General features: G+C 64.1%; 23 protein-coding genes and 1 pseudogene. 20 read left to right on the plus strand and 4 right to left on the minus strand.

Annotated elements, in window-relative coordinates; all coding sequences use genetic code 11:
* Window positions 1–83: 83 nt before the first annotated feature.
* From OKW45_RS06345 to OKW45_RS06360, 4 genes and pseudogenes are all read left to right on the plus strand, one after another.
* A pseudogene (locus OKW45_RS06345) lies at window positions 84–2,044 on the plus strand (DUF2345 domain-containing protein).
* Window positions 2,041–2,754: a hypothetical protein gene (locus tag OKW45_RS06350; protein ID WP_429466623.1), complete on the plus strand. Its 714-nt coding sequence runs from the start codon at window positions 2,041–2,043 to the stop codon at window positions 2,752–2,754. The pseudogene OKW45_RS06345 and the gene OKW45_RS06350 overlap by 4 nt, the downstream one beginning before the upstream one ends.
* Complete coding sequence (locus tag OKW45_RS06355) at window positions 2,661–3,455, plus strand: hypothetical protein (RefSeq protein ID WP_429466625.1); 795 nt, start codon at window positions 2,661–2,663, stop codon at window positions 3,453–3,455. Before OKW45_RS06350 ends, OKW45_RS06355 begins: the two co-directional genes overlap by 94 nt.
* A gap of 44 nt (window positions 3,456–3,499) precedes the next feature.
* Window positions 3,500–4,486: a PoNi-like cognate immunity protein gene (locus OKW45_RS06360; protein WP_204357201.1), complete on the plus strand. Its 987-nt coding sequence runs from the start codon at window positions 3,500–3,502 to the stop codon at window positions 4,484–4,486.
* 42 nt (window positions 4,487–4,528) lie between these two features.
* Here the strand turns inward: OKW45_RS06360 and OKW45_RS06365 are convergent, their stop codons facing one another.
* Window positions 4,529–4,915 carry a phage integrase central domain-containing protein gene (locus OKW45_RS06365; protein WP_429466626.1) on the minus strand — a complete coding sequence of 129 codons (387 nt, stop codon included), beginning with the start codon at window positions 4,913–4,915 and terminating at the stop codon, window positions 4,529–4,531.
* Here OKW45_RS06365 and OKW45_RS06370 point away from each other — a divergent pair.
* The 8 genes from OKW45_RS06370 to OKW45_RS06405 all read left to right on the plus strand — a co-directional run bounded on the left by OKW45_RS06370 (window position 4,914) and on the right by OKW45_RS06405 (window position 12,591).
* Window positions 4,914–5,723: a hypothetical protein gene (locus OKW45_RS06370; protein WP_429466628.1), complete on the plus strand. Its 810-nt coding sequence runs from the start codon at window positions 4,914–4,916 to the stop codon at window positions 5,721–5,723. The two genes, OKW45_RS06365 and OKW45_RS06370, sit on opposite strands and share 2 nt — an antisense overlap.
* 25 nt (window positions 5,724–5,748) lie before the next feature.
* Window positions 5,749–6,741 (plus strand): PoNi-like cognate immunity protein, encoded by a 993-nt coding sequence (locus OKW45_RS06375; protein ID WP_429466630.1) that lies wholly within the window; start codon window positions 5,749–5,751, stop codon window positions 6,739–6,741.
* 70 nt (window positions 6,742–6,811) lie between these two features.
* The gene (locus tag OKW45_RS06380) at window positions 6,812–7,378 is read left to right on the plus strand and encodes a hypothetical protein (RefSeq protein ID WP_429466632.1); all 567 of its coding nucleotides are present in this window, start codon (window positions 6,812–6,814) and stop codon (window positions 7,376–7,378) included.
* A 363-nt stretch (window positions 7,379–7,741) separates the two neighbouring features.
* Window positions 7,742–8,053, plus strand: a complete 312-nt coding sequence (locus OKW45_RS06385; RefSeq protein ID WP_429466634.1) for a hypothetical protein — start codon at window positions 7,742–7,744, stop codon at window positions 8,051–8,053.
* Between the two features lie 67 nt (window positions 8,054–8,120).
* Entirely contained in the window at window positions 8,121–9,248 is a 1,128-nt protein-coding gene (locus OKW45_RS06390; protein WP_429466636.1) for a VIT1/CCC1 transporter family protein, read from the plus strand.
* Window positions 9,249–9,507: 259 nt separating this feature from the next.
* Complete coding sequence (locus OKW45_RS06395) at window positions 9,508–10,683, plus strand: quaternary amine ABC transporter ATP-binding protein (protein ID WP_018425080.1); 1,176 nt, start codon at window positions 9,508–9,510, stop codon at window positions 10,681–10,683.
* Window positions 10,676–11,578 (plus strand): choline ABC transporter permease subunit, encoded by a 903-nt coding sequence (gene choW / locus OKW45_RS06400; protein WP_018425081.1) that lies wholly within the window; start codon window positions 10,676–10,678, stop codon window positions 11,576–11,578. Before OKW45_RS06395 ends, choW begins: the two co-directional genes overlap by 8 nt.
* Window positions 11,579–11,598: 20 nt before the next feature.
* On the plus strand, window positions 11,599–12,591 hold the full coding sequence (locus tag OKW45_RS06405; RefSeq protein ID WP_429466638.1) for a GlxA family transcriptional regulator: 993 nt from the start codon (window positions 11,599–11,601) through the stop codon (window positions 12,589–12,591).
* 31 nt (window positions 12,592–12,622) lie between these two features.
* Here OKW45_RS06405 and OKW45_RS06410 read toward each other — a convergent pair whose 3' ends face one another.
* A complete protein-coding gene (locus OKW45_RS06410; RefSeq protein WP_184010046.1) occupies window positions 12,623–13,705 on the minus strand; it encodes a GlxA family transcriptional regulator in 1,083 nt (360 codons plus the stop codon).
* Between the two features lie 325 nt (window positions 13,706–14,030).
* Here OKW45_RS06410 and OKW45_RS06415 point away from each other — a divergent pair, with 325 nt between their 5' ends.
* From OKW45_RS06415 to OKW45_RS06440, 6 genes are read left to right on the plus strand one after another with little or no spacing between them, the layout of a single operon-like run.
* Window positions 14,031–15,425, plus strand: a complete 1,395-nt coding sequence (locus OKW45_RS06415; protein ID WP_429466641.1) for an L-serine ammonia-lyase — start codon at window positions 14,031–14,033, stop codon at window positions 15,423–15,425.
* 39 nt (window positions 15,426–15,464) lie between these two features.
* Window positions 15,465–16,709, plus strand: a complete 1,245-nt coding sequence (locus tag OKW45_RS06420) for a sarcosine oxidase subunit beta family protein (protein WP_429466643.1) — start codon at window positions 15,465–15,467, stop codon at window positions 16,707–16,709.
* Window positions 16,710–16,726: 17 nt separating this feature from the next.
* Entirely contained in the window at window positions 16,727–17,062 is a 336-nt protein-coding gene (locus tag OKW45_RS06425) for a sarcosine oxidase subunit delta (RefSeq protein WP_429466645.1), read from the plus strand.
* The gene (locus OKW45_RS06430; protein ID WP_429466647.1) at window positions 17,059–20,061 is read left to right on the plus strand and encodes a sarcosine oxidase subunit alpha family protein; all 3,003 of its coding nucleotides are present in this window, start codon (window positions 17,059–17,061) and stop codon (window positions 20,059–20,061) included. The genes OKW45_RS06425 and OKW45_RS06430 overlap by 4 nt, the downstream gene beginning before the upstream one ends.
* Entirely contained in the window at window positions 20,051–20,707 is a 657-nt protein-coding gene (locus tag OKW45_RS06435; protein ID WP_429466649.1) for a sarcosine oxidase subunit gamma, read from the plus strand. Before OKW45_RS06430 ends, OKW45_RS06435 begins: the two co-directional genes overlap by 11 nt.
* 31 nt (window positions 20,708–20,738) lie before the next feature.
* Entirely contained in the window at window positions 20,739–21,002 is a 264-nt protein-coding gene (locus OKW45_RS06440) for a hypothetical protein (protein ID WP_018425089.1), read from the plus strand.
* A 12-nt stretch (window positions 21,003–21,014) separates the two neighbouring features.
* On the opposite strand, the gene ampC is transcribed toward OKW45_RS06440, so the two are convergent.
* A complete protein-coding gene (gene ampC, locus OKW45_RS06445) occupies window positions 21,015–22,196 on the minus strand; it encodes a class C beta-lactamase (protein WP_429466651.1) in 1,182 nt (393 codons plus the stop codon).
* 272 nt (window positions 22,197–22,468) lie between these two features.
* Here ampC and fdhA point away from each other — a divergent pair, with 272 nt between their 5' ends.
* Window positions 22,469–23,668 carry a formaldehyde dehydrogenase, glutathione-independent gene (fdhA, locus tag OKW45_RS06450; protein ID WP_429466653.1) on the plus strand — a complete coding sequence of 400 codons (1,200 nt, stop codon included), beginning with the start codon at window positions 22,469–22,471 and terminating at the stop codon, window positions 23,666–23,668.
* 19 nt (window positions 23,669–23,687) lie between these two features.
* On the opposite strand, the gene OKW45_RS06455 is transcribed toward fdhA, so the two are convergent.
* On the minus strand, window positions 23,688–24,683 hold the full coding sequence (locus tag OKW45_RS06455; RefSeq protein WP_018425092.1) for a GlxA family transcriptional regulator: 996 nt from the start codon (window positions 24,681–24,683) through the stop codon (window positions 23,688–23,690).
* A 417-nt stretch (window positions 24,684–25,100) separates the two neighbouring features.
* Here OKW45_RS06455 and OKW45_RS06460 point away from each other — a divergent pair, with 417 nt between their 5' ends.
* A complete protein-coding gene (locus OKW45_RS06460) occupies window positions 25,101–26,375 on the plus strand; it encodes a serine hydroxymethyltransferase (protein ID WP_429466655.1) in 1,275 nt (424 codons plus the stop codon).
* Window position 26,376 lies beyond the last annotated feature (1 nt).

Here is a 26,376-nt window from a genome sequence, read left to right on the forward strand (position 1 = left end):
CCCTCATCGCGGCCTTTCACCACTTTTGCAGTCCCCACGTACCGGGCCGCGCCTCCAAAAACAATCAGCAAGGAGGCCTGCCGATGGCGGACCTGCAAGGCGTACTGCAAGCCATACCAGGGCGGCAGGCGTATCACTTCAATGTGCCCGGCACGGATAGCGCGGCGGCGCTCTCGGTCGTGTCGTTCACGGCGACCGAAAAGATGGGCGAACCCAACGTTGTCCATATCGAACTGACCCACCCGCAGCAGCTACCGCGCGCTGATTTTCTGAACCGTGACGCGGTGTTTTCCATCGTGGCCGACGATGGGATCTTGCGGAAGTTCTCGGGATTCATCGCGCGGTTCTCGACGGCGCAGACCGCGAAAGATTTCGTCAAGTACGAAATCGTGCTCAAGTCGCACCTTGCACGGCTGGAGGCGTGCTCGCGTTGCAGTGCGCGCGAGTGCTGGAGACGGACGAAGTATTGCCCGATGCACCGAAAGGCATGGTGATTATCGAGATCACGCACAGCGGCGCGCGCGACAGGCCCTATTCGAACACCTTCAGGGCGATCCCCGCCGACCGGCGTTTCGGCCTGGAACTGGAGCCGGAAAAATGGGCCAGGGTAAGCGGCACACTCAGCGGGCGGATTTGCAGCCCGGATAAATACACCTATTCGTACATCGACAAGGACGGGCGTTATATCGTCCGCTTCGATTCGGACTTCGAGATGTGGCCCAACGGTGGCGAGAGCGTGCCGCTGCGCCTGGCGAAACCGTTCGCGGGCAAGGGGCAAACCGGCATGCACTTCCCGGCGCTGGACGATGCCGAAGCCGTGATTACCTGTCGCGATGGCGACCCGGACAAGCCCGAAATTTCAGCATTCCACCATCACAGCCAGGCGCGCGACCTGGTGACGAATGACCGTCGCTGGCTCTCGCGCAACATGATCCGCACGCAGAAGAACAACAAGATTCGTTTCGAGGACTGGGAAGGCCAGGAAGGCGTGAAGGTTAGCACCGAACATTCGGGCAAGTCGCAACTGAATCTCGGCTACCTCGTCAATAACAAGCTGGAATACCGGGGCGAAGGGTTCGAGGCGAGAACGTCGGGTTACGGGGTGAATCGCGCAGGCAAGGGAATGATGCTGACGGCCTACGACCGCCCCGCCGCGACCGGCCAGCAACTCGACATGCAGGAAACCATCGCGCAGCTTGAGAGCGCGCTGGCGACCGCGAAGGCGCTCGCCGCGTCCGCCGGCAGTGCCAAGGCCGAGCCTGCCGACACCGACGCCCAGCAGCAGATGAAGGGCGATCTGGACGGCCTGAAAAAGCCGGGGCTGCTGATGAGCACGCCCGCGTCGGCTTCGCTTGTCGCGGGCGGCGGCATGCAGTTCGCCGCCCAGGACAGTATCAACGCCGTGGCGGGAAAGAATGCCGACTGGAGCGTACTGAAGCGCTTCACGGTCGCGGCGGGTGAACTCGTGTCGATGTTCGCGCAGAAGCTTGGGATAAAAATCTTCGCGGCCAAAGGGCCGATCGAGGTGCAAGCCCAAAGCGGCCCGATGTCCCTCATTGCGGACAAGGATGTGAACGTTGCCAGCGTCAACGGCAAGGTCAAGGTGTCGGCCGCGAAGGAAATCATCCTCGAATGCGGCAGTGCGTTCATCCACATGAAGGACGGCAGCATTACGCTCGGCGGTCCAGGCGACCTGTTCCTCAAGACCATTACCGTGCAGAAGAAAGGCAAGGCGTCGATGAATTCGCCCATGCTATCCATGCCACGGTCTGCACCAACTGTCACCGATCTGGAATACCGGCGCATCTATCCCGATGGCTCACCCGTGCCCGGCGCAAGTTACGTCGCGCGACTGGACAGCGGCGCGGTCCATAGGGGCACGCTCGACGCTGAAGGGTACATGCGCCTGAGCGGCCTGCCCGCCGGTACAGGTGCGCAGGTGCGATATCTCGACGACCCGAATTCGCACAGCAGCATCCACACGGTCGCCGCAGACGATGACTTGAACGATGTGATGCAGGCAGCGCGGGGGGCGACGGCATGAGCATGCTGGGAGACGTGTGGGACGAAGCGGTGGGGACGTACAACTGGCTCAAATCGCTGACGCTGGGAGAATTCGCGGAGGGCAGACCCACGAGCGTGATCGTGACGGACATGCTGGTGGCCATGACGGTGCCGGGTGCGGTGATTGTCACGAGCGCACGCGATCTGGCGGCGGTATGTCTGCGGCTTGGCAGGCGGTACGAAGGCGAATCGACCGATGCGCAGAACGCCGCCCATCCCGAGTGGCAGGAATGGGTGATCCTGATTGCATCGGTGCTGGGGGTGTTTGGTCCGGTGATCTGCGCGGCGGTGGGGTCGCTGGTTGGCGCAATGATTGGTGACGAGGCCGCAGCAGTGATCCGCGCGGTATGCCTGCTGCTGATCGACAAGGGCGGCGAAGTGCTGGAAAAGGTGGTGGGCTTTCTGGCGCGCTTCACGAAGGGCAACATCATCAAGCTGCTGGAGAAGGTTCACTTCGCCGCCTACGGCGATGCGATGGTGAAGAAGCTGAAGGAATTCCTTCAGGGCATGCAGTCGCTTATCAAGAAGGCCCAGGGCTGCTCAGCCAGATTGAGTACATTGGTCGCGCGCGGGCGCTGCTGGCGGAACTGGAGCGCATGGAGAAGGCGTTCTACGCGGTACAGGCGAACTGCGCGAAGGAGAAACCGCAGGCGCTGGCAAGGCTGGACGAGGCGTTACAGAAGCTGCTGAAGGACAAGCTGCCGCCGACGTATCATCCGGCCTATGCGGGCGTCCCTGCCCCGAAGCCCGAGGTGGTGACGCCGCCGAAGGTGCGCGTAAGTTCGGGTATCGGTGAGCCGCCGAAGGTGCTGCCGATGAAGCGAGACGGTGCCGAAGGCACGGGCGGCGCGGCGCAAGGCGGCCCGTTGCCCGAGTCGCCGGAGCCGGTGCCGGGCAGCAGCAATGTGCATCGCGACGATGTGGCGAAGATGAGCCGCGCGCAGAAGGGTATCTTTGGCGAGAAGGTGAGCGACGATTTCATGACGGCGCGGCGCTACCGGTCGGAACTGTCGGCGGACCGTCAGATGCGATTGCTGGAGCAGCAGCCGACGGGCCGGGGCATCGACGGCGTGTACATGAAACCGTGGGGCGAACCACCACCGCCTTATGTCGTAACTGAGACGAAGTTTCGGACAGGTGGAGACTTCAGCCCGAGCCAGTTGCCGATGACCAAGAGTTCTGGCAAGCAGATGAGCGCCAGATGGATTGGTGATCGGTTAGGAGATGCCGTCGGCCAAATCAAAGCTCGTACAATATTGAAGGCAAAGTACGAAAGTTGGTTAATGGTTGTTGATGAAACGGGCGCGGTAGTTGACATCACGAAACTGGATTCAAAGGGTAACGCGTTGCTTGACAACACCGACAAACCAATCAAGGTCCCTCTAGATTGATATGTCGTTAACCTATGTGGCCGATATTGAACAGTGAGATAGTCGTGAACCAACCATTTGACAAAACAAAACGCGAGCCGTTACTTCCCGAGCACTATTATCGGGAGACGTTGGAATTTTACAAAGAGGGTTTGGTTGACCCTGAAATTGATGAAATGTTGGCGTCTCCGGAGGAGTCGCTGGATCATAAGATTCGGTTGCTGTGGGGACGGGTGGGTGATGCTTTAAAAATTCTGATTGTGCGCTACTCAGCGGGCGAGGATGTCCAATCTCTGAGAGCCGATGCGGTTACAACGTTTGAATGTTTAAAAAAATACGATGAGTTGAGTAATGATAAATTCAAACTTTGGGAGCCCGACGCCTATCAGTACGTGATGTGGTTGCTGTCGCTGGCGGTGTTGCTCGGACTGAAGGAATGGGTGCCGACCATCGCGACGTGGATTAGCACCGATCCCGAGGACGGCCAGGACGTGCTGATGAGCCGCCTGTTTGGCTGCCTGGGCGTGTCGCTGCCGGGTGAGTCGCTGACACACCAGAAGCCGTTCGGCGACCTGCTACGCGCAACGGAGACGCACGGCGAGGCGCAGCAGCAGGCAATGGCCGACTACCTCAAACGATGGTACGGCGGCATGAAGGATTGCTATTGGCATGATCGCCATAAGCGCCTTGAGGCCGGATTCTTTGGCTACTGGGCCTTTGAGGCCGGGCTGGTGACGCTGCTCTGGAACATCGACGACGGCAGCTATCGCGACGCGCGTTTCTATCCGAAGGACCTGGCGGACTTCGCGCGCGAACAGGCAATGGCCCCGCAGGGCGAAGTGCAGAAGCCGCATATTTCGCGCAGGACCGGCGAGCGCTGCCCGTATGCAGGGCGCTGGGGCGTACTCGAATCGCCGGGTGCGTTTGTCCAGGAGCGCATGTTCAAGGAGGGCGACGTGTTCCCTGAGGGCATCGGCCGCGACCGCCGCGAAGGCCCGGTAACGTGGATTGTGATGAGGCGCGAGGATGGCGGCCCGACCCGCGAAGCTTGAAACACGTCCCCCGGCTAACGCGGGCCACGCCGGGACTGTCAATCAATCAGCCATTCCACACACATGCGCTGCCCACGCGCCCATCGTCGGGCGGCGCTGTTCCATCAAATCAGTGCGGTGATAGGCAACTTCGACCTTGTTTGCCACGGTATGCGCGAGCGCCCGCTCGGCAAGGTCGCGCGCATAGCCCTGTTCGCTGGCCCGATCGCGGAAGCTTGAACGGAAGCCGTGCAATGTCGCCGTGCGCCCGGGCGTGTCGCTCTTCGCCTTGCCGCCCAGCTTTGGAAACACGTAGGTCTCGAGCGTGCTGATCCACTGCGCGGCGTGTTTCTCGTTTTTCCAGCCCGGTTTCAGTTCCTTGTGAAGCTCGCGCGCCGCCTTCTTGAAGGTAAGCGCGGCGGCGGCGCTGCTGGCGGAACTGGAGCGCATGGAGAAGGCGTTGTACGCGGTACAGGCGAACTGCGCGAAGGAGATACCGCAGGCGCTGGCAAAGCTGGACGAGGCGTTACTGAAGCTGCTGAAGGACAAGCTGCCGCCGACGTATCATCCGGCCTATGCGGGCGTCCCTGCCCCGAAGCCCGAGGTGGTGACGCCGCCGAAGGTGCGCGTGAGTTCGGGTATCGGTGAGCCGCCGAAGGTGCTGCCGATGAAGCGAGACGGTGCCGAAGGCACGGGCGGCGCGGCGCAAGGCGGCCCGTTGCCCGAGTCGCCGGAGCCGGTGCCGGGCAGCAGCAATGTGCATCGCGACGATGTGGCGAAGATGAGCCGCGCGCAGAAGGGTATCTTTGGCGAGAAGGTGAGCGACGATTTCATGACGGCGCGGCGCTACAAGTCGGAACTGTCGGCGGACCGTCAGATGCGATTGCTGGAGCAACAGCCGACGGGCCGGGGTATCGACGGCGTATATCGGAAACCGCCTGGCGAACCGCCCCCGCCTTATGTCGTGACGGAGACGAAGTTTCGGACGGGGGGCAACTTTGATGCAAATGACCTGCCGACGACTAGAGGCTCGAAAGGATACCCATCAGCAAGGCAGATGAGCGATGATTGGATCATTCCGAGATTGGATAAGGCCGTAGGGGAAGAGAACGCTGAAATCATCGACAGGATGGGCTATGAACGGTGGCTAATGGTTGTTGACGAATCCGGTGCCGTCGTGGACATCACAAAGTTAGATGAAAGCGGAAATGCGTTACTGGGTGCAAATAAGCAACCAGTCAAAATACCCACGAAATAATTTCGGCTAGCTAAGGACCTACGATATGAGTGAATTATTTGAACAAAGGCGTCGCGAGCCTTTATTGCAGGAGGTGTATTACGAGCAGTCTGTCAATTTCAAAGAGAAGAACTTGGCCGACCCCGAAATCGACGCCATGCTTACAGACCTGTCTATCGACAATGCGCGACGAAAGCGAACGAGTTGGCGACGCGCTTATAAGTCACTCGAATTGCTAATTCAGCGTTATTCAGGCGGAGCCCCCTTGGCCGACCTCGAAGCATACGCCGCACGAGCTTTCGCTCAGTTTCAGCGGCACTATGCTGCATTTTCAGACGCGAAACTTAAGCTGTGGGAACCCGACGCCTACCAGTACGTTATGTGGCTGCTTTCGCTGGCGGTGTTGCTCGGCCTGAAGGAGTGGGTGCCGACAATCGCCACGTGGATTAGCACCGATCCCGAGGACGGCCAGGACGTGCTCGTGAGCCGCCTGTTTGGCCGCCTGGGCGTGTCGTTACCGGGTGAGTCGCTGATCCACGATAAGCCCTACGCCGACCTGTTGCGCGCAACCGAGACGCACGGCGAGGCGCAGCAGCAGGCAATGGCCAACTACCTGAAGCGCTGGTATGGCGGTATGAAGGATTGCTATTGGTTCGATTTACACAAGGAACGAACGGACGCGGGTTTTTTCGGCTATTGGTCCTTCGAGGCCGGGCTGGTGACGCTGCTATGGGGCATCGACGACGGCAGCTATCGCGAGATGCGTTTCTACCCGAAGGACCTGGCGGACTTCGGACGTGAACAGGCGATGGCCCCGCAGGGCGAAGTGCAGAAGCCGCACATTTCGCGCAGGACCGGCGAGCGCTGCCCGTATGCAGGGCGCTGGGGCGTGCTCGAATCGCCGGGCGCGTTTGTCCAGGAGCGCATGTTCAGGAAGGGCGACGTGTTCCCCGAGGGCATTGGCCGCGACCGCCAGGAAGGCCCGGTGACGTGGATCGTGATGGGGCGCGAGGATGGCGGCCCGACCCGCGAAGCGTGAGCCGATGAATCTTGAGGGTAAATTCCGGCACCCGGGCGCGGTGCCGTTTTTCGTTTCACCGCCAGCCTGGGTGCTCGTTCACGAGGACGCGGGCGGAGAACTGCGTGTCGCGACGGAAAGCGCAGGCGAAGGCCGCGCGATCCTCTGTTTTCTGTCACCGCTGGACGCGCTGATCGAGACCGCGCGCTTCGCGCAGTTAGGCGAGACATATCACGTCGCGCCCGCTGCGCATTTTGATGGCGGTCTCTTTCGCGATGCGGATGGGCGCGGGCTGGTCGCCTGTATCCACGCCGGATGGCCGACGCAGGGTGGACGTATCCTGCTGCGTCCAGGCGGCGCGCTGGGCCGCTATGCCAGGACGATACGCATCTGGGCCAACGATCCACCCTGGTTTGAAGTCGATCCGGCCACCATCGAGATGATCGACCGGCTGCACGAACAGGCGGGCCTGTTCGCCTGGCGTGAGACCCTTAGCGCGATCCACGAATGGGACGCGGCGCGTCTGCGCGAAGCGGCGGGCCTGGCGCTTCGCACGGCGGCGGGCGCAGTCGTTGCCGCCCCTTCAACCTGTGACGGGATTGGGCTGTTCGACCCGGAGTTCGGACAGTGGCATTGCGTTGCCCCACCCGACGGTTGAGAGACGCGAGCATCGATGCCCACGTGGGTTGTATTGTGGGTCGAAAAATGCAAAGCACCGTAAGCCATTGACTATACGGGGCTTTTTGTTCATTCATGGCGAAAAGAGTGGAGCGAAGCGACGGTCCGAGTAGATGATGAAATCGATCCACGCCACTATTGCTCGTGAGTCAATCTCGGCGAAACCCGGAGCATTCTGAAAGCGAGGCCGCAGGGGTCGTCCACGCTCCCGACCCGCATCCCGCTATTTGGCTGTAAGCTCCCGTTGACGGGTTCGCGTGTAGGCTGCGCGACCCGGCGTGTGGTTCACGATTCGCAGACGCAATTCGTACGTTATTGCCAATTTTTTCAGGGGATATCAGTGATGAAGAGCTTCGCCATTAAACGAATCATGCTGGGGGTTTCGGCCGTCGCACTGATGGCCGGTACGATTCCGCTCGCGGTCGCGCAGGGCTCGACGGATGCCGCAGCCCAGGAAGGCGCGACGACGAACACCCCAAAGCCGACCAAGGCCGAGCGCAAGGCAGAGCGCAAACAGGCCCGCGCGAAAAAGAACGCCGAGTTGAAGAAACTCGAAGACGCGGGCTACCAGCCGGCGCAGAACGATCCGAACTATCCGGACAAGCTGCAGGCAGCCCAGAAGAAGGCCGGCGTTGGTGCGCCTGCCAGCCAGTAACGGACAGGCGGACGCCCGGCGTGGCATTCATCGTTGATGAGGCGCCGGGCAGTTGCGAGGCGCGATCATGGCAACGAAACATGAAGTGAAACGCTACAAGGCGAATCTCTCCGACGAACTGCACAGCGCCGCCCTCTATGAGACGCTCGCTCAGGTCGAGCAAGACGAGACCCGCAAGCAGGTCTATCAGGATCTCGCGCAATCCGAACACAGCCACGCGCAAGTGTGGGCCGACAAGCTGAGAGCCAATGGCATCGAACCGAAGGGCCGTGGGCACGCGGTCAAAACGCGTCTGATGAAGGGTCTCGTGCGCGTGTGCGGCGCGGACTTCGTGCTGCCGACGCTCGCCGCCGCCGAATACGCGGACCGCAACAAATATCAAGGCCAACGCGACGCGGGCCACATGTCGGCCGACGAACATCATCACGCGGCCGTCGTGCAGACGCTCGCGAGCACCGGCAATGCCAACCTGTCGTCCGGCGCGCGCATTGCCGCGGCCGAGTCGTGGCACAAGGGCGCCGCGTCGGGCAACGATCTGCGCGCGGCGGTTCTCGGCGCGAACGATGGCCTCGTGTCCAACTTCTGCCTGATCATGGGCGTCGCCGGCGCGGGCACCGGCAACAAGGCGATCCTGTTGACCGGCCTCGCCGGGCTGATCGCCGGTGCCTGTTCGATGGCGCTCGGCGAATGGCTGTCGGTCACCAATGCGCGCGAACTCGCGAGCACGCAGATCGCCAAGGAAGCCGAGGAGATCGAAGAACAGCCCGAAGCGGAGGAGCACGAGCTCGCGCTGATCTACCGCGCGAAAGGGCTCGATGCGAACGAGGCGAAACGCGTGGCCTCGCAGATGATGCGCGACAAGGACAAGGCGCTCGACACCCTCACGCGCGAGGAGCTCGGTCTCGATCCGGCGGAACTGGGCGGCAATCCCTGGTCGGCGGCGGGCGTGTCGTTCTGCCTGTTCTCGCTCGGTGCGATTTTCCCGGTGATGCCGTTCCTATGGACGCGCGGCGTCAGCGCAATCGTGCAGTGTATCGTGCTGAGCATGCTGGCGCTCGCGTCGATCGGCGTGTTCACGTCGTTGTTCAACGGCCGCAGCGCGGGGTTTTCGGCGCTGCGCCAGATCATCATCGGACTGATTGCGGCGGGGTTTACGTTCGGCGTCGGGCGTTTGCTGGGCGTGTCGATTTCCTGACCGGTTCACCCCGCAAACGTCGCGCGCTCGCCGCCGTCCGGGAGCGCTGCCTGCTCTGTGGCGACACGCTCCGCGCGCCGGCCAATCCGCGCCAATCCTTTCTCCCACAAGGCTTTCCTCGCCGCGTCGAGCGTTCACCGCGCACCCGGGTGTCGCATTTCCTCATGTGGTTGTCGGAATTAGTCGGTTAGCCGCACTTTTTTCTGGCAACTATGGAGGCACAGCGCGGACGGACGTCCGCGAGCGAGGAGAGCATTCGATGAATTCCCCCAAGGTCGTGGTCGAAGGGCTGTGCAAGGTGTTCGGCAGCAACCCGAAACAGGCGCTCGCGATGCTGGCCAGCGGCGCCACGAAAGAAGAGGTGTTTGCCCGCACCGGTCAGATCGTCGGCGTCCACAACGCGTCGTTCGAGGTTCGCGAGGGCGAGATCTTCGTGCTGATGGGCCTGTCCGGCTCGGGCAAGTCGACGCTGATTCGACTGATCAATCGGCTCGTCGAGCCCAGCGCCGGCAAAGTGCTGATCGACGGCCGCGATGTCGCGAGCGTGCCGCGCGCCGAGCTGACCGCGCTGCGCCGCAAGGACATGAGCATGGTGTTCCAGTCCTTCGCGCTGATGCCGCAGCGCAGCGTGCTGGCCAACGCCGCGTTCGGACTCGAGGTCGCGGGGGTCGGCCGCAAGGAGCGCGATGCGCGGGCGCTGACGGTGCTCGAACAGGTCGGCCTCGCACCGTTCGCGCAGAAACTGCCGGCCGAGTTGTCGGGCGGCATGCAGCAGCGCGTCGGGCTTGCGCGCGCGCTCGCGGTCAACCCGTCGCTGATGATCATGGACGAGGCGTTCTCCGCGCTCGATCCGCTCAAGCGCAAGGAGATGCAGAACGTGCTGCTCGATCTGCAACGCGAGCAGCAGCGCACGATCCTGTTCGTGTCGCACGATCTCGAGGAGGCGATGCGCATCGGCACGCGCATCGCGATCATGGAAGGCGGGCGCGTGGTGCAGATCGGCACGCCGCGGGAAATCATCAAGAACCCGGCCGACGACTACGTGCGCGCGTTCTTCGAAGGCATCGACACGAGCCGCTATCTGACGGCCGGCGATCTGATGCAGACCGACGACGTGCCGCTGATGCACGCGCCGCAGATCGACGCGTCGAGCGTCGCCGCGACGCTCGACGGCAGCGCCGACTACGCGTTCGTGCTCGACAGCGAGCGCCGGATTCGCGGCTTCGTGTGCCGCGATGCGACGGGCAGCGCGTCGCCGAAACTCAACCAGATCGAATGCATCCGCCGCAGCACGCCGCTCGACGACGTGGTCGAGCGCGTGGTCGCGAGCCGCGCGCCGCTGCCGGTCGTCGAAGCGGACGGCTCCTACTGCGGTTCGGTCAACAAGACGAACGTGCTGACCGTTCTCACGCGCCATCGAGGTTCCCATGTCTGAAGTCATTCCACTTGGCGCCTGGGTCGATCACGGCGTTCACTATCTGCTCGATCACGATGCGAAGACTTTCGACACGATCGGCAAGGTCATCGAGAGTTTTGCCGCGGCGGTCGAGCACGGTTTGCAGGCCGTGCCGATGTGGGCGCTGATGGCGTTTTTCGTCGGCATCGGCTTGTGGCGCGTCGGCTGGCGCTTCGCGCTGTTCACGCTGGCGGCGCTGCTGCTGATCTATGGCACCGGCTTCTGGGATCAGATGGTGATCACGCTCGGCCTCACGCTGTCGTCGACTGTGATCAGTCTCCTGCTCGGCGTGCCGCTCGGCATCTGGATGGCGAAGAGCCGCACCGTCGAAATGATCGTGCGCCCGGTGCTCGATCTGATGCAGACGATGCCCGCGTTCGTCTACCTGATTCCGGCCGCGATGCTGTTCGGTCTCGGCCGCGTGCCGGGCATCCTGTCGACGGTGATCTTCGCGATGCCGCCCGCGGTGCGTCTGACCGCGCTCGGCATCAGGCACGTGAATCGCGAAATCGTCGAAGCGGGACAGGCGTTCGGCTGCACGCCGTGGCAACTGCTGTACAAGGTGCAGTTTCCGAACGCGCTGCCGTCGATCATGACCGGCGTGAACCAGACCATCATGATGGCGCTGTCGATGGTGATCATCGCGTCGATGGTCGGCGCCGGCGGCCTCGGTAACGACGTGCTCGCGAGCATCCAGCGGCTCGATATCGGACTCGGCTTCGAAAGCGGGATGTCGGTCGTGATGCTGGCGATCATTCTGGACCGCATCACCGAGAGCTTCGGCCGGGCGCCGGGCAAGGTACGCGCCCCCCTGTTCGCCGGTTTGCGCAATGCGATGAAAGTGCGCCGCGAGCTGGCGGCGCAACACGGTTGACGGCCTGATTCGAGACGTCCATGAAGCGCGACGCAATCGCCTCCGCCGAAGCCGATGCGCGGCTGTGCGCCGTCGCGCACGTCGGCTTCCTGACGCTGCCGAATTTCTCGATGATCGCGTTCACGAGCGCGGTCGAGGTGCTGCGCATGGCGAATTACGTCGGCCGCGCGCAGCACTACCGGTGGTCGGTGATCACGCCGGACGGCGAGCCGGCGCGCGCGAGCAACGGCATCACGGTGAAACCGACCACCACGCTCGCCGAGGCCGGCATGCCGGACCTGCTGTTCGTGTGCGCGGGCTGGCACGTGCGTGAGTATGTGAACGACGCGGTGATCGCGCTGCTGCGCGAGGCGGCCGCGCACCGCGTGCCGCTCGGCGGCATCTGCACGGGTCCGTATGCGCTGCTCGCGGCCGGGCTGCTCGACGGCTATCGCGCGACCGTGCATTGGGAGGACATGTCGCCGTTGCACCAGCGCTATCCGCACGTGCATTTCGACGACGAACTGTTCGTGATCGACCGCGACCGGCTGACCTGCACTGGCGGAACCGCGCCGCTCGACTTGATGCTGCATCTGGTGGGCATGCGGCTGGGGGCCGCGGTGGCAGCGCAGGTGTCCGAGCAATTCATCGTCGAGCGGATTCGCGGCTCGACAGATTACCAGCACATTCCGGTCGACGCGCGGATCGGCCTGTCGCGCGCTGAACTGATCGAAGTGGTGCGGCTGATGGAGGCGAACGTCGAGGAGCCGCTATCGCTCGACGAACTCGCCCGGCTCGTCAACCTGTCACAGCGTCATTTGCAACGGATGTTCAAGCTATTCCTGAACGTGTCGCCGACGCATTACTACCTGAGCTTGCGGCTGCGCCGCGCGCGCGATCTGCTGCGCAATACCGATGCGTCGATCGCGCGTGTGACCACGGCGTGCGGTTTTCATTCTCCGTGTCATTTCAGCAAGGCCTATCGCGCGCAGTTCGGACATGCGCCGAGCGTCGAGCGGCGCATGCCGGAGTAGCGGGTGCCGCGGCCTCTCATGCCGCGCGGATTCAGATCGCCTGCGCGCGGCCCGGAAACGTTTCGTCGTAGCACGAGCCGTCGTCGGCTTGCTGCGCCGTGCCGCGCTGCTCTCGATACATCATCGGCGGCACGCCGAACTGTTTGCGAAATTCCCGTCCCAGGTGCGAGGCGTCCGAAAAGCCGCAGCTCGACGCGATATCGGCGACGGTTTTGTCTGAGCTCGTCAACAACCACGCGGCGGTGCGCAGGCGCACCTGCTTCGCGTAGGCTTGCGGCGCCTTGCCGGTCTGCGCCTTGAACAGCCGTTCGAGCTGACGTGGCGACAGATCGAGCTTGCCCGCCAGTTCGTCGAGCGGCAGCGCGCGGCCCACGTGCTGCTCCATCAGCAGGATCGCGCGCTTGACCTTCGGATGCGAGGCCGGCGCGAGACCGGGGGGATGCGGCTGCGGCGCGTTGCCTTTCTGCAGGTCGTCGACGAGCAGAATGCGCAGCGCCTTCTGCACCGTGGCGGTTTCGAAATGACGCAGCAGGATCGCGGCGGCGACGTCGATCGACGCGCGGCCGCCGGAACAGGTGATGCGCCGCCGGTCGATCACGAACAGCCGGTCGGCGACCAGCATCTGTTCGTCGACCGACGGAAAGCGCTCGATGAAATCCCAGTAGTGAAACCAGCTCACGCAGATCCGATGGCCGTCGAGCACGCCCGCGCGCATCAGCGAGAACACGCCGGTGCACATGCCGACCAGCGTCGCGTCGCGGGCGGCGGCGCGGCGGATGAACGCGAGCGTCGCCTCGCTCGCGGCCGGCCCCGAGTGCAGCAGTCCGCCGACCACCACCACGTAGTCGAACTTCTCGGCGGTCTCGAAGGTTTCCCACGGCGTGATCTGGATGCCGCAACTCGCGCGCACCGGAGCCAGGGTTTCCCCGATCACGCTCCACGAACAGCGTACCGGCTTGCTGAAGTCGCCTTCGTCGGCGGACAGGCGCAGCAGGTCGACGAAACCCGAGAATGCGGTCAGCGTGAAGTTCGGCAGCAGGATGATGCCGAAGCGGATGCGCTGCTTCGTGGCTGTGTCGAGTGAGGGAGGGGCAAGCGTTTCAGCGGAATTCATGCGCGCGGCGGGTCGGTGAAAAAAACGGCGAAAGAGGAACGAACGTTGACCGAAACGGTGAAGCCGAGGATAGCACCACGGACCTTCAGCATTGCCGGCCGCAATCGGGCCGCCTGTCGCAAATGCGTCCCAATTCATCGCAAATGCGCCGGGAGACCCGCGTGGCGGCTCACTTGACGACGCCATCCCATTGCGATGCCGTTTTTATTCTATCGATCCGGCCCGGCGTGCGGTGCAATAGACGCACATTCCATCCGGACGCATCAGTCGAGTCGAAGCGCTTCCGGCCATCGCAACACGCAAGACACAACGCACAAGGCACGCCATGAACGTCAGCGTCTTCGATCTGTTCAAGATCGGCATCGGTCCATCCAGCTCGCACACGGTCGGGCCGATGATCGCCGCATGCCGCTTCGCATCGCATATCGAGGACGCGAATCTGCTCGGCTTCGTGCGGCGCGTCAGAGCCGAGCTGTTCGGCTCGCTCGGCGCGACCGGCAAGGGCCACGGCACCGACAAGGCGGTGCTGCTCGGCCTCGAAGGCAATCTGCCCGACCGGCTCGATCCTGAGCTGATCGAGCCGCGGCTGCGCGCGATCCGCGAGACCCGACAGCTCGTGCTGCTCGGCAAGCATCCGGTCGCGTTCGACGAGCGCGAACATGTCGGCTTCTTCCGCAAGCTGATGCCGGGCGCGCCGGGCTCGGGCGTCGTGCATCCGAACGGCATGCGCTTCCAGGCCTTCGACGAGAACGGTCAACTGCTCGTCGAGAAAGAGTATTTCTCGATCGGCGGCGGCTTCGTCGTCAATCGCGACGGCGATCGCGTGAACGGCCGGCGCGCCGACGCCGAGGTGCCGTATCCGTTTCGCACCGGCGACGATCTGATGCGCGTGTGCCGCGAAAGCGGCCTGTCCATCGCCGAAGTGACGTTGCGCAACGAATGCGCGACCCGGCCCGAACACGAAGTGCGCGAGGGCCTGCTGGCGATCTGGCGCACGATGGCCGCGTGTGTCGAGCGCGGTTGCAAGGTGCACGGCGAGTTGCCAGGCCCGATGCACGTGAAGCGTCGCGCGGCCGAGCTGTGCGAGCGCTTGCGCGCACGCTCGGAGGAATCGCTGCGCGACCCGCTGTCGATGCTCGACTGGGTCAACCTGTACGCGATGGCCGTCAACGAGGAGAACGCCGCGGGCGGCCGGGTCGTCACCGCGCCGACCAATGGCGCGGCCGGCGTGATCCCGGCAGTGCTGCACTACTACGTGAAATTCATGCATGCGGCGAACGACGCCGGCATCGTCGACTTCCTGCTGACCGCCGCGGCAATCGGCATCATCTACAAGGAAACGGCGTCGATCTCCGGCGCCGAGGTGGGCTGCCAGGGCGAAGTGGGCGTGGCCTGCTCGATGGCCGCCGCGGCGCTCGCGGCCGTGATGGGCGGCACGCCCACCCAGGTCGAGAACGCCGCCGAAATCGGCATGGAACACAACCTCGGCATGACCTGCGATCCGGTCGGCGGGCTGGTGCAGATTCCGTGCATCGAGCGCAACGCGATGGGCGCGATCAAGGCGATCAACGCGGCCCGCCTCGCGATGAAGGGCGACGGCAAGCACGTGGTATCGCTCGACAGTGTGATCCGCACCATGCGCGAAACCGGCGCCGACATGAAGACGAAATACAAGGAGACGTCGCGCGGCGGACTGGCCGTGAACGTCATCGAGTGTTGAACCGCTACACCGCATCCGCAAAACCGCAAAGGACCGACGATGAGCCGCTATTCGATATTCAGCCTGCTACGCAACGGGATGTCGTATCACGAGAACTGGGAGCGGCAATGGCGCAGCCCCGAGCCTAAACGTGAATACGACGTCGTGATCGTCGGCGGCGGCGGGCACGGTCTCGCGACCGCGTACTACCTCGCGAAGGAGCATGGCGTGCGCAATGTCGCGGTGCTCGAGAAGGGCTGGATCGGCGGCGGCAACACCGCGCGCAATACGACGATCGTGCGGTCGAACTACCTGTGGGACGAATCCGCCGCGCTCTACGAGAAGGCGATGAAGCTGTGGGAAGGGCTCGCGCAGGATCTGAACTACAACGTGATGTTCAGCCAGCGCGGCGTGATGAATCTCGCGCATACGTTGCAGGACGTGCGCGACACCGAACGCCGCGTCAACGCGAACCGCCTGAACGGCGTCGACGCCGAATTTCTCACTCCCGCGCAGATCAAGGAACTCGAGCCGACCATCAATCTGAACAGCCGCTATCCGGTGCTCGGCGCATCGATCCAGCGGCGCGGCGGCGTGGCCCGGCACGATGCGGTGGCGTGGGGCTTCGCGCGCGGCGCCGATCAGGCCGGCGTCGATATCGTGCAGAACTGCCAGGTCGTCGGCATTCGCCGCGACGGCAGCCAGGTGACGGGCGTCGACACGACGAAAGGTTTCATCAAGGCGAAGAAGGTCGCGGTGGTCGCGGCCGGCAACACGTCGACGCTCGCCGACATGGCCGGCGTGCGACTGCCGCTCGAAAGCCATCCGTTGCAGGCGCTGGTGTCGGAGCCGATCAAGCCGGTCGTCAACACGGTCGTGATGTCGAATGCGGTCCACGCGTATATCAGCCAGTCCGACAAGGGCGATCTCGTGATCGGCGCGGGCGTCGATCAGTACACGGGCTTTGGGCAGCGCGGCAGCTTCCAGATCATCGAGGGCACGCTCGAGGCGATCGTCGAGATGTTCCCGGTGTTTTCCCGCATGCGGATGAACCGGCAGTGGGGCGGCATCGTCGATGTGTCGCCGGACGCGTGCCCGATCATCAGCAAGACCGATGTGAAGGGACTGTATTTCAACTGCGGCTGGGGGACGGGCGGCTTCAAGGCGACGCCCGGCTCGGGATGGGTCTATGCGCACACGATCGCGAAGAACGAACCTCATCCGTTGAACGCGCCGTTTTCGCTGGACCGGTTCTATACCGGTCATCTGATCGATGAGCATGGCGCTGCCGCCGTGGCCCACTAGTCGACAAGGAGACACAGATGCTGCTGATCGAATGCCCCTGGTGCGGTCCCCGCGCCGAAACCGAATTCTCGTGCGGCGGCGAGGCGGACATCGCCCGCCCGCTCGACACGGACAAGCTCACCGACAAGGAATGGGGCGACTACCTTTTCATGCGCAAGAACCCGCGCGGCGTGCATCGCGAGCAATGGTTCCACGCGCAGGGCTGCCGCCGCTGGTTCAAGGCGCAGCGCGACACCGTCAGCTATGCGTTCCAGGGATATCAGACGTTCGAGCGTCCGTTGCTGGCGCTGGACAGTACCGATACACAGGCAGCAAACGCACAGGTAAAGGCACAAGAGGGCAAAGCATCATGAGCCAGAAAGACCGACTCCCGACCGGCGGGCGCATCAATCGCGCGATCGCGCTGAGCTTCACGTTCAACGGCGTCGAGTATCAGGGTTATCAAGGCGATACGCTCGCGTCTGCATTGCTCGCGAACGGCATGCATTTCGTCGCGCGCAGCTGGAAATATCATCGGCCGCGCGGCATCGTGACCGCGGGCGTCGAGGAGCCGAACGCGGTCGTGCAACTGGAGACCGGCGCCTACACGGTGCCGAACGCGCGGGCCACCGAGGTCGAGTTGTACCAGGGGCTCGTCGCGAGCAGCGTGAACGCGAAACCGAGCATCGAGAAGGACCGCATGGCGATCAACCAGAAGATCGCGCGCTTCATTCCGGCGGGCTTCTACTACAAGACCTTCATGTGGCCGCGCAAACTCTGGCCGAAGTACGAGGAAGCGATTCGCGACGCGGCCGGCCTCGGCACCGCGCCGCGACAGCGCGACGCGGACCGCTACGACAAGTGCTTCGCGCATTGCGACGTGCTGGTGGTCGGCGGCGGCCCGACCGGGCTCGCGGCCGCGCACGCAGCGGCCTTGTCCGGCGCGCGCGTGACGCTCGTCGACGATCAGCCCGAGCTGGGCGGCTCGCTGCTGTCCTGCGGCGCGGAGATCGACGGCAAGCCCGCGCTGCAGTGGGTGCGGAAAATCGAGGACGAATTGCGGCAGTTGCCCGATGTGAAGATCCTGAGCCGCAGCACCGCGTTCGGCTATCAGGACCACAATCTCGTCACGGTCACGCAGCGTCTGACCGATCATCTGCCCGTGTCGCAGCGCAAGGGCACGCGCGAACTGCTGTGGAAGATCCGCGCGAAACGCGTGATTCTCGCGACCGGCGCGCATGAACGGCCGATCGTGTTCGGCAACAACGATCTGCCTGGCGTGATGCTCGCGTCGGCGGTGTCGAGCTATCTGCATCGGTATGCGGTACTGCCGGGTCGCAATGCGATCGTGTTCACGAACAACGACGACGGCTATCAATGCGCGCTCGACCTGAAGGCGGCCGGCGCGCAGGTGAGCGTCATCGACCCGCGCGCGGGCGAATCGAAAGGCACGCTGCCGGCGCTCGCGCGCCGCCATGGCATCAAGGTGCTGAACGGCACGGTCGTCACGGCGGCGCATGGCAAGCTGCGCGTCGCGTCGGTGTCGCTCGCCTCGTATGCGAAAGGGCAAATCACCGCTCAGCAGGGCCAACTGCCGTGCGATCTGCTCGCGATGTCGGGTGGCTGGAGCCCAGTGCTGCATCTGTTCGCGCAGTCGGGGGGCAAGGCCCATTGGCATGACGACAAGGCCTGCTTCGTGCCGGGCAAGGCGGTCCAGCCTGAGACCAGCGTCGGCGCCTGCGCGGGCGACTTCACGCTCGGCCAGGGCATCCGCTTCGCGCTCGACGCCGGCGTCGAAGCGGCGCGCGCGGCCGGGCACATCGTCGCGCGGCCAAAGCCGGTGCAGGTCGCCGAACTGAGCGAAACGAAGCTGGAACCGCTGTGGCTCGTTGGCGGACGCGAGTTGGCCACGCGCGGGCCCAAACAGTTCGTCGATTTCCAGAACGACGTCGCGGCGGCCGATATCTTCCTCGCGGCGCGCGAAGGCTTCGAATCCGTCGAACACGTGAAGCGCTACACCGCGATGGGCTTCGGCACCGACCAGGGCAAGCTCGGGAACATCAACGGCATGGCGATTCTCGCCCAGGCGCTCGGTAAGACCATTCCCGAGACCGGCACGACGACGTTCCGGCCGAACTACACGCCGGTCACGTTCGGCACGTTCGCCGGCCGGGAATTGGGCGAATTGCTCGATCCGGTGCGCAAGACGGCGGTGCACGAATGGCACGTGGAACACGGCGCGGCGTTCGAGGACGTCGGCAACTGGAAGCGTCCGTGGTATTACCCGAAAGCGGGCGAGGATCTGCACGCGGCGGTTGCGCGCGAAGCGCTCGCGGTGCGCACGAGCGTCGGCATTCTCGATGCGTCGACGCTAGGCAAGATCGATATTCAGGGCCCCGATTCCGCGAAACTGTTGAACTGGGTGTACACGAATCCGTGGACCAGGCTCGAAGTCGGCAAGTGCCGCTACGGCCTGATGCTCGACGAAAACGGCATGATCTTCGACGACGGCGTGACCGTGCGCCTCGCCGAGCAGCACTACATGATGACGACCACCACCGGCGGCGCGGCGCGTGTGCTCACGTGGCTCGAACGCTGGCTGCAAACCGAATGGCCCGACCTGCGCGTGCGGCTCGCATCGGTCACCGATCACTGGGCAACTTTTGCGGTGGTCGGCCCGATGAGCCGCAAGGTGCTGCAAAAGGTCTGCGACGACATCGACTTCGCGAACGCGGCGTTTCCGTTCATGACGTATCGTGAAGGCACCGTCGCGGGCGCGGCGGCGCGCGTGATGCGCATCAGCTTCTCGGGCGAACTCGCGTATGAGGTGAACGTGCCGGCCAACGTCGGACGCGCGGTGTGGGAAGCGTTGATGGCCGCGGGCGCGGAGTTCAACATCACGCCGTACGGCACCGAGACGATGCACGTGCTGCGCGCGGAGAAGGGCTACATCATCGTCGGCCAGGATACGGACGGCTCGATGACGCCGCACGACCTCGGCATGGGCGGGCTCGTCGCGAAGTCGAAGGACTTTCTCGGCAAGCGCTCGCTCGCCCGCTCGGACACCGCGAAGGCGGGACGTAAGCAACTGGTCGGGCTGCTCGCGGAGGATGCGTCGTTCGTGATACCCGAGGGCTCGCAGATCGTCGCCGGTCCGTTCCAGGGCGACACCGCGCCGATGCTCGGGCACGTCACGTCGAGCTATTACAGCCCGATTCTGCAACGCTCGATCGCGATGGCGGTCGTCAAGGGCGGTCTCGACAAGATCGGCACGACCGTCACGATTCCGCTCGCGAGCGGCAAACAGATCGCGGCGAAGATCGCGAGTCCGGTGTTCTACGACAGCGAAGGAGCACGTCAACATGTGGAATGAAACTGGCGGAACGGTGTCCATCGTGGACCGCACGCTCGGGCGGCAAAACGGCGCGTGGCAGGAGTCGCCGCTGGTCGGTGTGGATGGGCTGCTGAAACAGCATCAGGCCAACGCGACTGCCGCGTTCCGGCTCGGCGAGCGGCCATTTCTCGAACTCGTGAACGTGCGCGGCGATACGCGCGACGCGGCGTTCATTCGCGCGGTGGAACAGGTGATCGGCTGCAAGCCGCCGGAGAAGCCGAACACCGTCGCGCGCGGCAACGGCTACGACATGGTCTGGCTCGGCCCCGACGAATGGCTCGTGCGTTCGGAGACCGCGCACGATGCGACGCGCACGGCGCCGTTGCAGGCGAAGCTCGGCGCGGCGTTCGCGGGCGTGTTCGCATCGGCGGTCGATGTGGGCAGCGGCTATACGGTGCTTGAAATCAACGGCACGCGCACGCGCGACGTGCTCGCGCGCGGCTGTCCGCTCGATCTGCATCCCAAACTTTTCGGCCTGGGGCAGTGCGCGCAGAGCCATTACTTCAAGGCGTCGATCACGTTGCTGCCCACGGGAGCGGACAGTTTCGACATCGTCGTGCGTCGCAGTTTCGCGGATTACTTCGTCAGGATCATGCTCGACGCCGCCGAGCCGTTGATGTGCTGAGCGACGCGCGCTTCGCTTTGCTGATTTCGCCATGACGTCGGCACGCGCGGCCACCTCGCTTCTCACGGCACGCGCGTGCGATGAGCGCGATGCCGGCGCCGCGCTCGCGCTGCTCGATCAAAGCATCGCGTTGCGTCATCGGCGCATTGCGCTGATCCGCTATCTACTCGCGCGGGAGCTCGGTGCGCCGCTCGAAGCGCGGCATCATGCGTACGTCGAGAAAATCGCGGCTCGTCTGAGCGCGGATGCGCTCGCGCGGATCGCCGGCGCAGCGCGTGCGCGGCTGCGCCCGTAAGTCCACGCCGTATCAGGGCTTGCCGCCATCCAGCGCCGTGAGGATCTGATGCGCGGCGCTCACGCGGGCCTCGTTCGGGAAATTGCGGTTGGCGAGCATCACGATGCCGATCCGCTTTTGTGGCACGAACGCGACATACGCGCCGAAGCCGCTCGTCGATCCCGTCTTGTTGATCCAGACGTTCTGCTGCGGCGGCAGCGGCGGTTTGATTGCGGTCGACGGCGTGCCGTTCAGGGCCATCTCGAGCGAGTTGCCCGCTTGCAAGGTGCGCAACTCGACCGGATACGGGTACTGCTCCCACATCAGATCCTGGGTCAGCACGCCGGACTGGAAGTAGCCGGTATGCGTGTCCGTGATCGCGCGCTGCCACTGACTGTCGAGCGGAATCAGGTTCATGTTGGCTTGCACGTAACGCAGCATATCCGCGGCGGTCGACTTCACCCCGTAGGCTTCGGCGGAAATCACGCCGCCCGTCAGACGGACCGGCGCGCCGTCTTTCGCATAGCCCTGCGCATAGTCCGGCATTTTCGCCGCGGGCACGTCGATATAGGTGCTCTTCATACCGAGCGCCGGAAACACGCGTTGCTGCATCAGCACGGTGAAGTCCTGGCCCATGCTCTTCGCGGTGATCAGGCCGAGCGTACCGATGCCTGGATTGGAGTAGGTGCGGAACGTGCCGGGCGCGTGAGCGGGCTGCCAGTCGTGGAAGTACTGCAGCAATTGGGCGTTGTTGTGGATGTCGTCCGGCACCTGCAGCGGCAGGCCGCCAGGCGTGTGTGTGCCGAGGTTCAGCAGGCTGACTTTGCCGAACGGGCGGCCGCGCAGCGTCGGCAGATAGTGCTCCGTGCTATCCGACAACGACAGCTTGCCGTCGAGCTGCGCATACGACGCGAGCGTCGCCGTGAAGGTCTTGCTGACCGAGCCGAGTTCGAACAGCGTGTCGCGGGTGACCGGCTTGCCGGTTTGCGTCGACGCGACGCCGTAGTTGTACACGTAGGGCTTGCCGTCGTCGATCACGCCGATCGCCATGCCGGCGATATGGTACTTCGCCATCAGCGGCCTGATCGCGGCATCGATGGTCGTTTGGAGTTGCGCGGCGGTGGGCTCGGCCGCGTGGCCGACGGGTGAGATCGCGCAGAGCGTGAACAGCGCGAACGTGGCGGTTGTTATCAGTTTGAGCGCTCGGGTCTTCATTGCAAACGGGTCCTCGGTCGGGGGAGTGTGGATCGGCGATTCGGCTGAGGCAGCACTATCCGGCTTTTGCGAACCGCTGGCAAACGAGGATAAGTTAGGCGACGGTAAAGAAAAAGTTGTGGGCGGCAATCCGAGCGGCGCCGGCGTTGTCGGCTGAAGCCAAACGCGTGTCGGGTTCGGCACAGGTGTCGCTCCGGGCGGCCGCTACGCTGGTGAAACGGTGCGCCGCGCGGCGTGCGGGGCGTGCCGCTCACGAACATGGAGACGAGACAATGAGCAGCAATCGCGGCGTCGTGTATCTGGGGCAGGGCAAGGTCGAAGTGCAATCGATCGACTACCCGAAGATGGTCGATCCTCGCGGCCGTTCGATCGGCCACGGCGTGATCCTGAAAGTGGTCAGCACGAATATCTGCGGCTCCGATCAGCACATGGTGCGTGGCCGCACGACCGCCGAGATCGGCCTCGTACTTGGGCACGAGATTACCGGCGAAGTGATCGAGGTCGGGCGCGATGTCGAGACGCTGAAGGTCGGCGATCTGGTGTCGGTGCCGTTCAACGTCGCCTGCGGGCGCTGCCCGACCTGCAAGGCGCAGCATACCGGCGTGTGCCTGAACGTGAACCCGTCGCGCGCGGGCGGCGCGTATGGCTACGTCGACATGGGCGGATGGATCGGCGGCCAGGCCGAATACGTGCTCGTGCCGTACGCGGACTTCAACCTGCTGAAATTTCCCGACCGCGCGCAGGCGATGTCGAAGATCCCGGACCTGACGTGCCTGTCCGACATTCTGCCGACCGGCTATCACGGCGCGGTGATGGCCGGCGTGCAGCCCGGTGCGAGCGTCTACATCGCGGGCGCGGGCCCCGTCGGCATGGCGGCGGCCGCGTCCGCGCGCCTGCTGGGTGCGGCCTGCACGATCGTCGGTGACATGAACGAGGCACGCCTTGCGCATGCGCGCAAGATGGGCTTCCAGACTATCAATCTGTCGAAGGACGCGACGCTCGGCGAGCAGATCGAGCAGATTCTCGGCAAGCCCGAAGTGGATTGCGCGGTGGACTGCGTCGGCTTCGAAGCACACGGTCACGGCAGCGGCGGCTCACACGAGGAGGCCCCGGCCGCGGTGCTCAATTCGCTGATGGAAATCACCCGCGCGGCCGGCGCGATCGGCATTCCCGGACTCTACGTGACCGACGATCCGGGCTCGACCGATGCCGCCGCGCGCCAAGGCAGCCTCAGCTTGCGTTTCGGGCTCGGCTGGGCCAAATCGCACTCGTTCCACACCGGGCAGACGCCGGTCATGAAGTACAACCGCAATCTGATGCAGGCGATCCTGTGGGACCGTTTGCCGATCGCCGACATCGTCAACGTGACGGTGGTGTCGCTCGACGATGCGCCCGAGGGTTACCGGCAATTCGACGGCGGCGCGCCGAAGAAGTTTGTGATCGACCCGCACGGGTTGTTGAAGGCCGCTTGAGTTTGGTTGGCCGCTGGTATCAAGCGGCCATCACCGGCGCATTCGATAGCGAAGGCACCTGCTTGCGACGCTCGCGCGTCGGCGCGGTGCCGAACGCATCGCGATAGCTCTTCGAGAAGTGGCAGGCCGACTGGAAGCCGCACGCCATCGTGATGTGCATGATCGACATGTCGGTCTGCAACAGCAGCTCGCGCGCGCGCCGCAGGCGCAATGTCAGATAGTAGTGCGTCGGCGTCATGCCCAGATGCTCGCGGAACAGCCGTTGCAACTGCCTTTGCGACATGCCGGCGAGCCGCGCCAGCTCTTCGCGCGACAGCGGCTCCTCGATGTTGTTCTCCATTAGCGATATCACTTCGAACAGCGACTTGTTGGCCGAGCCGAGCCGCGCGACGAGCGGCATCTTCTGCTGCGCGCTGGTGTCGCGCACGTGTTCGACGATGAACTGCTCGGCGATCTGCGTGACCCGAGCGGTGCCAACACGCGGCGCGATCAGGTTCAGCATCATGTCGAGCGGCGCGACGCCGCCGGTACAGGTCACGCGATCGCGATCGATCACGAATAGCTCTTTCAGAAAGCGCGTCTCGGGAAACTCCTCCTTCAGCGCCGACATGTTTTCCCAATGAATCGCGCACGCATAACCGGCCAGCAGGCCGGCGCGCGCGAGCGCATAGGTGCCCGTGCAAAGACTGCCCAGCACGCAGCCCATGCGCGCGAAACGGCGCAGCGCGGACAAATGCTCGGCGGTGGTGGAGCGCTGCACGTCGATGCCGCCGACCACGAACACGATGTCGGGTTGCCCGATGCATTCGACCGGACCCGTATCGACGGATAGCCCGTTGCTCGCCATGACCGGCCCGCCGGCGGGACTCACGATCGACCAGCGGTAAAGCGTCTGGCCCGTCAGATAGTTCGCCATGCGTAGCACTTCGATCGCGTTCGTGAAGGCGATCATCGTGAAGTTGGGGACCGGCATGAATGCGAAATGCGACAACGATGCCGTGCGATCGGTGGACATGGGAACGGTGATTCCTGATGTAAATGTCGCGTCGCCGTGGGAGGGCGACTATCTCAATTCTGAGTATCAGGGCAACTACCGTGCCATCAGGCTAAACCCTTGGATACTGCGCACAAAACCTGGAATAGCTAAGCAATCGACTGATGAAAGCATCCGCGCGGCACCGGAACAGCGCGGCGACGCCCTTGCAGCGCACCCGATCGGCGCAGGAATACTGCGTTGTAGTGCAGCGCTGAGCGCGCGGATCGCGCCGACTTGTCGAAAAAGGTTGCGTATGGCGGAAAAGGCAAAGAACGCGTCTGAATTCGTAAATAGACGCGCCGGGCGACCGTCAAGAATAGACCCAGGGCAAAGCGGTAGCGCGATCCCGCCGGCAACCCGCAGCGGCCTTCCCGTCAACGATCTCACGGACCTTCCATGTCGAACCCGAATCCCTTCTTCGAAGACTCGCTAGCGGCGCGCGACCCGGCCGTGCGCGGCGCCATTCTGAAAGAGCTCGAGCGTCAGCAGTCGCAAGTCGAGCTGATCGCGTCTGAAAACATCGTGTCGCGCGCGGTTCTCGACGCGCAGGGCTCGGTGCTGACCAACAAGTACGCGGAAGGGTATCCGGGCAAGCGTTACTACGGCGGTTGCGAATACGTCGACGCGATCGAGACGCTCGCGCTCGATCGTATCAAGCAGCTGTTCGACGCGAAGTTCGCCAACGTGCAGCCGCATTCCGGCGCGCAGGCGAACGGCGCGGTGATGCTCGCGCTCACCAGGCCGGGCGATACGGTGCTCGGCATGTCGCTCGACGCGGGCGGGCACCTGACGCACGGCGCGAAGCCCGCGTTGTCAGGCAAGTGGTTCAACGCGGTGCAGTACGGCGTGCGGCGCGACACGATGCTGATCGACTACGAGCAGATCGAGGAACTGGCGCAGCAGCACAAGCCCGCGCTGCTGATCGCCGGCTTCTCCGCCTATCCGCGCGCGCTCGACTTCGCGCGGCTGCGTGCGATCGCCGATGGCGTCGGTGCGAAGCTGATGGTGGACATGGCGCATATCGCCGGCGTGATCGCGGCTGGCCGCCATGACAATCCGGTCCCGCATGCGCACGTGGTCACGTCGACCACCCATAAGACCTTGCGCGGTCCGCGCGGCGGCTTCGTGCTGACCAACGACGAGGAGATCGCAAAGAAGATCAACTCTGCCGTGTTCCCCGGCTTGCAGGGCGGCCCGCTGATGCACGTGATCGCCGGCAAGGCGGTCGCATTCGGCGAGGCGCAGCAGCCGGGCTTCAAAACCTATATCGACAGCGTGCTCGCGAACGCGCGGGCATTGGGCGAGGTGCTCAAATCGGGCGGCGTCGATCTGGTGACGGGCGGCACCGACAACCATCTGCTGCTGGTCGATCTGCGGCCGAAGGGGCTCAAGGGCAATCAGGTCGAACACGCGCTGGAGCGCGCGGGCATCACCTGCAACAAGAACGGCATTCCGTTCGATACGGAGAAGCCGACCATCACCTCCGGCATCCGCCTCGGCACACCGGCGGCGACGACGCGCGGCTTCGGCGTCAGCGAGTTTCGCGAGGTCGGGCGTCTGATCGTCGAGGTGCTCGATTCGCTGCGCGTGTCGCCCGAAGGCGATGCCGCAACCGAACAACGCGTGCGCCGCGAGATTTTCGCGCTGTGCGAGCGGTTTCCCATTTACTGAG

This window comes from Paraburkholderia lebeckiae, assembly GCF_050436225.1.
Lineage (GTDB): Bacteria > Pseudomonadota > Gammaproteobacteria > Burkholderiales > Burkholderiaceae > Paraburkholderia > Paraburkholderia tuberum.